The organism is Carboxylicivirga sp. (assembly GCF_982718395.1).
Genome location: NZ_CEXQWX010000216.1, coordinates 1 through 9000 on the forward strand (window position 1 = coordinate 1; position 9000 = coordinate 9000).

Annotated in this window: 7 protein-coding genes; all 7 read right to left on the reverse strand. The window is 38.8% G+C overall.

What is annotated here, in order from left to right; all coding sequences use genetic code 11:
- Positions 1-282: hypothetical protein (locus tag AC4MRQ_RS23530; protein WP_491200177.1), on the reverse strand; the 282-nt coding region annotated here is incomplete at its 3' end.
- A gap of 19 nt (positions 283-301) precedes the next feature.
- On the reverse strand, positions 302-1444 hold the full coding sequence (locus tag AC4MRQ_RS23535) for a glycoside hydrolase family 172 protein (protein WP_491200178.1): 1143 nt from the start codon (positions 1442-1444) through the stop codon (positions 302-304).
- Between the two features lie 8 nt (positions 1445-1452).
- Entirely contained in the window at positions 1453-3318 is a 1866-nt protein-coding gene (locus AC4MRQ_RS23540; protein ID WP_491200179.1) for an alpha-L-fucosidase, read from the reverse strand.
- 118 nt (positions 3319-3436) lie between these two features.
- The gene (locus tag AC4MRQ_RS23545; protein ID WP_491200180.1) at positions 3437-4549 is read right to left on the reverse strand and encodes a glycoside hydrolase family 88/105 protein; all 1113 of its coding nucleotides are present in this window, start codon (positions 4547-4549) and stop codon (positions 3437-3439) included.
- A gap of 56 nt (positions 4550-4605) precedes the next feature.
- The gene (locus AC4MRQ_RS23550) at positions 4606-6303 is read right to left on the reverse strand and encodes a BNR-4 repeat-containing protein (protein ID WP_491200181.1); all 1698 of its coding nucleotides are present in this window, start codon (positions 6301-6303) and stop codon (positions 4606-4608) included.
- Positions 6304-6305: 2 nt separating this feature from the next.
- Complete coding sequence (locus tag AC4MRQ_RS23555; protein ID WP_491200182.1) at positions 6306-7493, reverse strand: glycoside hydrolase family 172 protein; 1188 nt, start codon at positions 7491-7493, stop codon at positions 6306-6308.
- Positions 7468-9000: glycoside hydrolase family 2 TIM barrel-domain containing protein (locus tag AC4MRQ_RS23560; protein ID WP_491200183.1), on the reverse strand; the 1533-nt coding region annotated here is incomplete at its 5' end. The genes AC4MRQ_RS23560 and AC4MRQ_RS23555, both read right to left, overlap by 26 nt.

Genomic DNA, 9000 nt, shown 5'->3' on the forward strand with positions numbered 1-9000 from the left:
AGGAGTAAGGTGACAAGCCCAGGTAAACTCCTGGTCAAAAGCAGGTGTTATATCGACTGACCAGCCATATCCATTAAGTTCATTGGCTACCTCTTGTTCAACAATCAAACGATAGCAATTATCTGAAATCTTTTCAACTTCCCAATTGGTTTTAGCCCCATTCAATCCCTTGAGACTGGTTTGTGAAATGAATCCTTCAATTTGAAACTCTGAAAGATCACCTTTTTGTTTACAAGCGAATAATGTAAACAAAAGCATTAGCATTAAACTCGCATTTTTCATTCTATACCTTTTAAATTAATTATCTCACTTCTAACTCATCTTTCGAAGGGTAATCTGGAAATTTAGCGTGTGGTTCTGTCTGATACCAATAGGTAACAGCAATAATATCACTTTGCTGTGGCAGATACCTGCCTCCATCACGCCAGCCCAGATCCTGAATCGTTACTTTCAGGTTTTTTTCAAAACGAATGGGATCATGAATGTGCCAACGGTACATACCAAATCTGGTATTAGCATTGTATTTACCATCAGGTTGAATTACCTGATGCAAACCAGCGTATGGTGTACTATAGGCATGGTAACTTTTTCCTCCTGAGTCAAAATTCCATGATCCTAAAAAGTAGTCCTCAGTACCAGTTCCGCATATGGTTGGGAACTTTTTATCACCATCCATAAAGAATTTAATTTCACCTTCGCCCCACCAGCCGTTATTATTAACCTGCCAACCGAGGTAAGTTCCTACATAATGACCTTTTCCCTTAATGGCATCAACCAGAGTAAATTCTTTGCCATAGTTATCCGGTGTTCTGCGTCGGTATTGCGCATGAAAATAGGCAGCATCTTCAGGTACATCCGTTAAGGTGTAATCTATTTGGTAATAAGTCTTACAATCTTTGTATGAAATGTTTTCTAAAGTAATTTTAGCTTTCTTTCTAAAAGGCATCTGCCAGAAACAATTGAACGACTTACCTGGTGTTACAGCCACGGGAATACTATTATTCTCGGCAAACTGCCCCCATGCCATCGTGAAAAAATCACCTAACGGACATTCTACTGATGGCTCTTTTTCATCATCCCAATACATGCGTAGTGTTAAAAATTTCCAGTTGGCGGTAGTTGTAATCCAAATGTGGTTAATACATCCTGATTCTGTTATCTCACCTAATGTAACTGTTTCGCCAGCTTTGATATTTAAATATGGATTTACTTTCCATCCCTGCCCAAGATCACGCGCCGCATACGATGCCGATCCATCTTTTAGAGCTGTCATTCCACCTTTTCCCTTCTCTCCAGTTCGATTTTCCGCACTAATTGAGCGGGTTTTGGCATTTGATAAACGATATAAATTGTTCAGGTTGACATCCAAGCCATTCCATGTTTCCTGGGCATTACCTAACCAGCTGAGCTGTAAAACCAATAATGATAGGATAATTCTTCTCATCTTATATTTTATTTAATTATTGTACTTTTTAAAAACATATGTGCCAGATGCAGATTTAGCTCTTCTTTGGCTTGTGCTTTAATCTTGATAATGTGCTTACCTGGTTCAGATACTTCTATTGTTCCAAGTTTAACAGTTCTGTATTCCCAATTATCGGAATGTGTTTGAGCAAGTCTGGTAATGGAAACTACTTTCTTATCCAGCGTAAGGCTTACCGATGCCAGATTATCTTTTAAGGTACTGCTATAACAAATACTTATATCTTTCTTACCTGCTTCACAAACATAAACTTCCCAGATTAGCTCATCATTATTATTGCACTCGATATGATCCGGAATCCATCCACCTTGTGTACTTGGTTGAATTGCAGAAGGAATAACCTTGGCATTATGTACAGACAGATAATGTCCACCATTATTGATTTCACCAACCCAATCATCCTGACAGGTAAGTTCTCCATCAAACTTCAATTCAAACACCTGATTATATGGCACCTGCTGAATTTTACCAATATTGATTCGCTTTACATAACCAAAGTCTTCAACAGGACATAAAGCACTATTTTGAAGATTGCGAACACTTACTTTGTTAATTATTCCATTCAAACGTAGTATACCGTCAATGGGCCACTCTTGCACATGCAGGTAAAGTGTATTCTTCATATCTCTCGGCTTTGTAATAGTACCCCAATCCTGCATACTTTCAATAACACCTGCATAGGTATTATTATAAAATCCCAAACCAGCGTTTTGACTGATACATTCACCTATTTCACTAAAAACAACATCTACCTCGCGCGTTATCGATCCATCAGCTTTAGGACCAATGTTAATTTGTAAGTTTCCTCCTAAAGCGATATTACTCACCAAACTTTCAATAAAAAAACGCGGTGTTTTATAGTCTTTATCATCGCGGTTGTAGCCCCAGCTATGATTAAGTGTTACGCTGCTCTCCCAGGGATAAGTCAGTAACTCCTTTCCTAATTCGTTGTCGCCCAACGTGCGATAATCGACTCCATTGCCACCTACCTCTTTGATTCCTAATCTGGTATTGACCATACAAGCAGGCGATTCTTTTCTCACTAAATCCAATAGAGTACGACACTCTGCCTCTGTCATATTGGTATACTCACGTGGTGCATACATGTCAAACCAAAAAATAGCCGGATCATATCGTTGAATCAGTTCCCTGACCTGAGGTAAGCTTTTTTCATTCCAATATTGCATGTACTGGTCTTTTGTAAGAGTTGGACGAAAAAGTACACCATTATTACATTTCGCCAACCATTCATTGCCGGTTGGCAATAAAGAAGCATCTTTTTCATAATCCCAAAAGTTGCCAAAACCATATGGATGTTCCCAATCCTGCCATTGAGAATAATAAAACCCAAGTTTCAATCCATATTTTTTGCAAGCCTTAGCCACCATATCACAGACATCTACATCCAAACCTGTCAATTGATCGAATGTATAATCACTAACATCACTTGGCCAATAAGCTAATCCATCATGGTGTTTCGCCACAAACATCAGATATTTCATACCAGCTTTACTAGCCATTTCAGCCCATTTATCCACCTTTTTTTGGGTAATGGTCATCTGGGCAATCAGTTTATCATACTCTTCTCTTGGTACTCGATTACGACACCTTAGCCATTCCCCATAAGGAAGGGGATTCCTCAACTTTTCACCCTGAAAGCGTGCTCCTTCAACAGCACCTGCACTCCAATGAATAAACATTCCTAATCGAGCCTGTTCAAACCATTCGGTACGACTAAACTTCTCTTGAACATCTGTCGATTGTTGCTCGACATTTTTTTCTGATTGACACGAAAATAGGTTAAAGATCAATACTATAGCAGCAATTTGTTTCATTTTCGGGTATTTGGGTATTGTTTAAAAGGATTGCCCTTTGTATTATAATGCTATCAATGAATTTTATGTAGCTCAGTTCAAGCACCAGTTTTTAGGGCATCCTCTTTGTTTGATACAATTAATCAGCCAGTTTATAAACTTCAGTGCCGGCCATTAGAAATGCACCTACTCCATAAACTTCGGTCATCTCCCTTTTAGTTTCCTTGGGATTTTCACCTATTGGCTGAACCCAACCTAACTTGCCATCAGGATAAACTGCTTCTGTTAAAGCTTTCCATCCTTTAATTACAATTGGTAAATATTTCTCTTTATCTAAATAACCATTGTTAATACCCCAAGCTAAACCATATACAAAAAATGATGAACTACTGGTTTCCGGATTAGGATAACTTTCGTAGTCAAGCATACTGGCATGCCAATAACCATTTTCATCTTGCAGAGAAGCGATTTTTTCACCCATATCAGTAAACAACTTCTCGAACCACATCTTCTCGTAATAGTTATCTGGTAATTCTTTCAATATAATTGGAAGGCCGCCAAATACCCATCCATTACCACGCCCCCAAAACATTTTCTTACCATTAGGCTCTTTCTGGTGAAAATAACGGCTATCGCGGAAGTAAAGGTGCTCTGCATGATCGTATAAAAAGTCAGTCGTCGCCTTATATTCGTCATACATAAACTCCAAATACTTTACCTCATTGGTGATTCGATACATTTTAGTCCAAACTGTAGGCGCCATAAAAAGAGCATCACACCACGACCAACGTTCGGCCTGACTCTCATGACGGTGCCAGGTATGATCCAAAGAACGTTTACTTGGCGCACTTAAAATGCGATCGAGATGCGCACGCATTGGTTGAATCATTTTTTTATCCTTTTTCAAGCGGTACATCTCCAGGTACATAATACCCACTGCATAATCATCAGCATGGTATTTAGCATCGCCAGACCACCGCGGCATCTTTGACCATTTGCCTTCTTCGCCACGTTCGATTAACCAATCGATGTACTTATCACTTTCAGCCATCTTGGCAAACTCCATCATACCAGCATAAAGAGCCCCATTGGTCCAATCATTGACCTTGTGTCTTAATTTTTGACTACATTGCCAGTCTGCAACAGATGTCATGATGCTGATAACTTCTTTTTTGTTGGGTAATTCATTTTTTTTGGCAGATACCGCTAAAACGCAAATCAGTCCCGCCGTCAACAACAATAGTTTTTTCATTTTGACTAGTTTTATATTAACTTCATTTATTTTTCATTTCAACTTCGCTTTTCAATCTATTCGATCGTTATCTCTTTTATAAGCTTGTCGGCATAAAACTGTTTATTGCCTTTGTTACCAATACTTATAATAACCTTTCCCTTACCTGTAAAGCTTAACTTGTTTTTACGAATTTGAGCCGGTCCTTCAAGAACTTTATATTTTACTGAAGCTCCTTTGAAATTTGATATCGCTGATAGTTTGACTATGTCATTCATTGAATAACTGCTGCTCAATTCGCATGTTATGCGTTGAACCTTCTTGCCATCAATAATATTCTCCGAATATTTGTAGCGGTCTGCTATTATCCATTCTCCTTTACCGTTAAGTTTCATGGCTCCAATGCGCGGATAATCACCATCAACTCCATTCTTAAACTCAAAAAAACCACTGCTTAAATGAATATTTTCTGCTCTATCCATTACCAAACGATGGTATAATACAATGTATTCACCATTCCTATCATAGGGTGCAGGTGGTTGAATAATTAGATCACCTAATTCTTTTCCCCAATCTGTAACATCGGCTAGGGCAGATTTAACACACAACCCTCTGCCTTTTCCTCCGTTCCGTTGTCGATATGCAAAATGAATTGTATTATTTCCATCAATTACTGGTGTGTCATAACTAAAATCTCCTTTCCTGGTTGTCATTCCATATTGTTTCCATTCATTTTCAGCCCTAAAAGAAAATTCAGGATCGTTGATACTATGAGTGGTTCTGAAATATTCATCATTTGCAGCATGATTACCAGATACATAATGCAACTTTCCATTTCTATCTATAACAACACTTCCCTGACTATGGGAATCAATATGTCCATAAACCGATTGGATGGCCATGAAGCGTGTTTGAATTTTTGCTACACCATTACTGTTATCAGGTCTGACAATTTCAGCCAACATCCCCCAATTAACATTCTGCCGTGACTTTTCTTCCTTTATTTTTCTTTCATTAAAAGCATTAAACGTTAAGTATGTTCGATTACCGTAAGTGGCAATTGAAGCACATCCACCTGAATGGATCGTATGAGCCCCGAGTGTTTCACCTAATAATGTTGAATTGAATGATATTCTACCGCTTTCATCCCGATAAGGAATAAGTACCTTTACTACGGATACATTATTAATTGTCCAGGATACTGTTGGAGTTGGCCATTCAAGTTCCTTCAATGATTTACCACCTTCACTTATCACAAGAAGTGGTGTTTCCCCATTCAAAAGGTTGTAGCCTGTAAATTCCTCAACAGTAATACTTGTTGCTGTTGGTATAACTTCTACTTGAAATTCATCTGTATCCAAATCGTCCAAATATAGAATTGACCAGCACATTTCTCCATCAACTAAATAATTGATAGTCGCATAAAGGTGATTATCCGATGTTACTGAGATGCGACTTTGTGCATGCGTGTTCTTCGTGTGACAGTTAGTAATTGTTTTTCCTGAGTGCGCTTGTTGAAGTTCATCCAGAAAATGACGTTTCACCCACAATCCATTTCTTAATGTTCGTATGTATCCAAATTCTTCCTTTATATTAAAACCATATGGTCTGTTTTGACTATCAAAAGCAACCGACGAAAAGTGGTAAAAATCTATTTGGTCATAAACAGCTTGTTTGTTGTTGGTTGCCGGCATTTGAAACGGGATCGTTTTTTGTGCGCAACCAATCGCAAGGATGTAAAACAGAAGTAACTTACTTACAATAAACCTCTTCATACTTACTTTATAATTAAATCTTCTTTATTTGGTAATTCTGGAAATTTTTGATGCGGTTCTGTCTGATACCAAAAGGCAACGGATGATACATCATCTTGCAATGGATAATAATTTGAGGCTCCTTCTTCCCAACCCAATATCTGAATTTGCATCTTAAAATCTTTCCTAAAACGGATCGGGTCCATCAAATGCCACCTGTATTGACCAAAACATCCGACATAATCGTAATGATCTTCGGCTTCATAAAAGCCACTGTAGGCCGAATTAAATGGTACATAAACGAAATTGTCCCAACCGGGATCGCTGAATTTTTTGTATGCATATGACCCTAAAAAGTAATCTTCTTCACCTGTTCCATGAATTGTGGCATGGTCTATATCCCCGTCAATAAACATTTGAACTTCACCTTCACCCCACCAGCGTTTAGCCCGGGTGCCTCTTGATAGAAAGGTTCCTACATAATGCCCCTGACCTTTTACATTATCGAGAATAACATACTCCTCTTTAAAAGGTACCTTCTTTACTCGTCTGTATTGAGCATGGAAATAAGCCGCCTTTTTGGGAACACCGCACAGTGTGTAATCAATCTGATAATATAATGTGGTACGATTCTTATCTAAGTTTTCCATTGTTATTCGGCACTTTTTCCGAAACGGCATTTGCCAAAATGAGTTAAGCCCGTTAAGCGGATTAACTACAATGGGAATTGAATTAATGTGAGGTACATTCTGTGGTCCCCAGGCATTACAGAAGAAGTCACCAACAGGTACTTCTACTGATGGTTCCTCCTCGTCGTCCCAATAAAATCGAAGAATTCTCAAGCGGTCATTTGTTCCTCGACCAATTGTCATCCAGATATGGTTAATTATCCCCGAGCCATCTATTTCTCCAAGAGTCACTTCCTGCCCCGGTTCAATAAAAATGTAAGGATTGGCTTTCCAACCATATTTAGCCGCATTGGCTTTCGCATTTCCTTCGGTTGCTTTAACTCTACCTCCTTCACCTTTTCCACCTGTTAAATTTTCGGGAGTGATTGATCGGCTTTCCGCTTCACTCAACATATACAGGTTGCTAATGTTGGGCACGGTATAGCCTGAATTTTGAGCCTTCACTGCGTTATTTATCGCACAGAAACTAACCAATAACAGAAATAACCGAATACTATTACTTAACTTCTTCTCCAAATGCATCTTGTTGTTTTTCTATGATTTTTAATTCTTCTTCTGACACACGCTTAACCGATTTCGAAACCGGATCATAATACTTTTGATTTTTCTTCTGCTTCATTACCTCTGTATTATAAACCAGTTTAATTGCAGGTTCTTTTGATATAATTTCGATAGTTGTTGGTAGTGCGGTGTGAATACCTTCATACTTTGGACTCACTTTTAATTTAATCACTCCTGCCTTAACAGATGATCGAACAATTACTGAAGCAACACCATATTCCATTTTCACACAATTGTCCAGATTTCCATCGGGCATGACCAGTTCTCCATCACCTTCAATTTCAAATCGAAGTTCCTGATTATTTAATCGCTTAATATTACCATGTTCATCTGTGATGTGTGCATGTACCACAACAAGATCGCCACCATCGGATTCCATTTCCAATCCTTCATCATCCACCCATGCATAAATTTGTTTAGGACGAATGGCCGGTTTCACGATATGTGTACTTTTCAATTCGCCATTGATGTAGCCTTTGGCTTCCATATAACATTCCTTGTATTTTCTGGAACGGCTTAATCCTTTATAGGTGAAAAAGTCCCAGGCATTTTTAAAAGTGATAATTGGGTACTTAATCCCCTCAGGCTTTTTATCACGCACATATGTGTAGCTTTTACCATTCTCAAATACCTTCAAAATAACACTATCACAATTGCTATACACCGTCACATCCTTGTTGCTAAATGGAGTCATGTCATGTGCTACGTGGACCATTGCCCCGGTATCAAACAACTTATTATCCTCTTCGGGATTACGTTGCGAAGCAAACATATAATAACTGGTTTTAGGATACCTGTAGTTATTTAATATCCCACCATAAAACGGATCCGGGTGATAACCCCGTTGATGATCAAAAGGATGCCACAAACAGCCACCAAAATGATATGCCGGCATACGCTCTAAATAATCCAAACATGTAAATTGATTGCCATATTCAGGTTTGGCGTAATGTTCCGCTTGAAGTAACATGGCCTTCTCACCCCATGACATGTGCACACGACTGTTACTGTTATGACTACTCCAACTATCAACGTTATCACCCCACTCCCTGGTAAAAGTGCATTTATGCAGTTTATCTTTCTGCTTTTCCTTTTCAGCATAGGCAGGATGCAGAAATACAACCGGAAAGAATTTTTCACTTTTAATATGCCCGTCGCATACGCTGTATTTATCTCCGTCTATAAACTCTTCTGCTACAATATTGGCTACATTCTCAGCAAAATGGTCCGGATACCATGTTTCATTTAGAATCGGTTCCCATAGAAAGATGCTGGCATGGTTGCGGTCACGACGTATCATGTTGCGAATGTCGGAATAGACACGTTTCTCAAAAATCGGCTCTTTTGACCACCATTGCCACCCCGGTGTATTGACAATTACAAAGAGCCCCAGCTCATCACAGGCATCCATAAAAGCCGGATCCTGGGGATAATGTGCATTACGAATGATTTTCATTCCTACATCGCG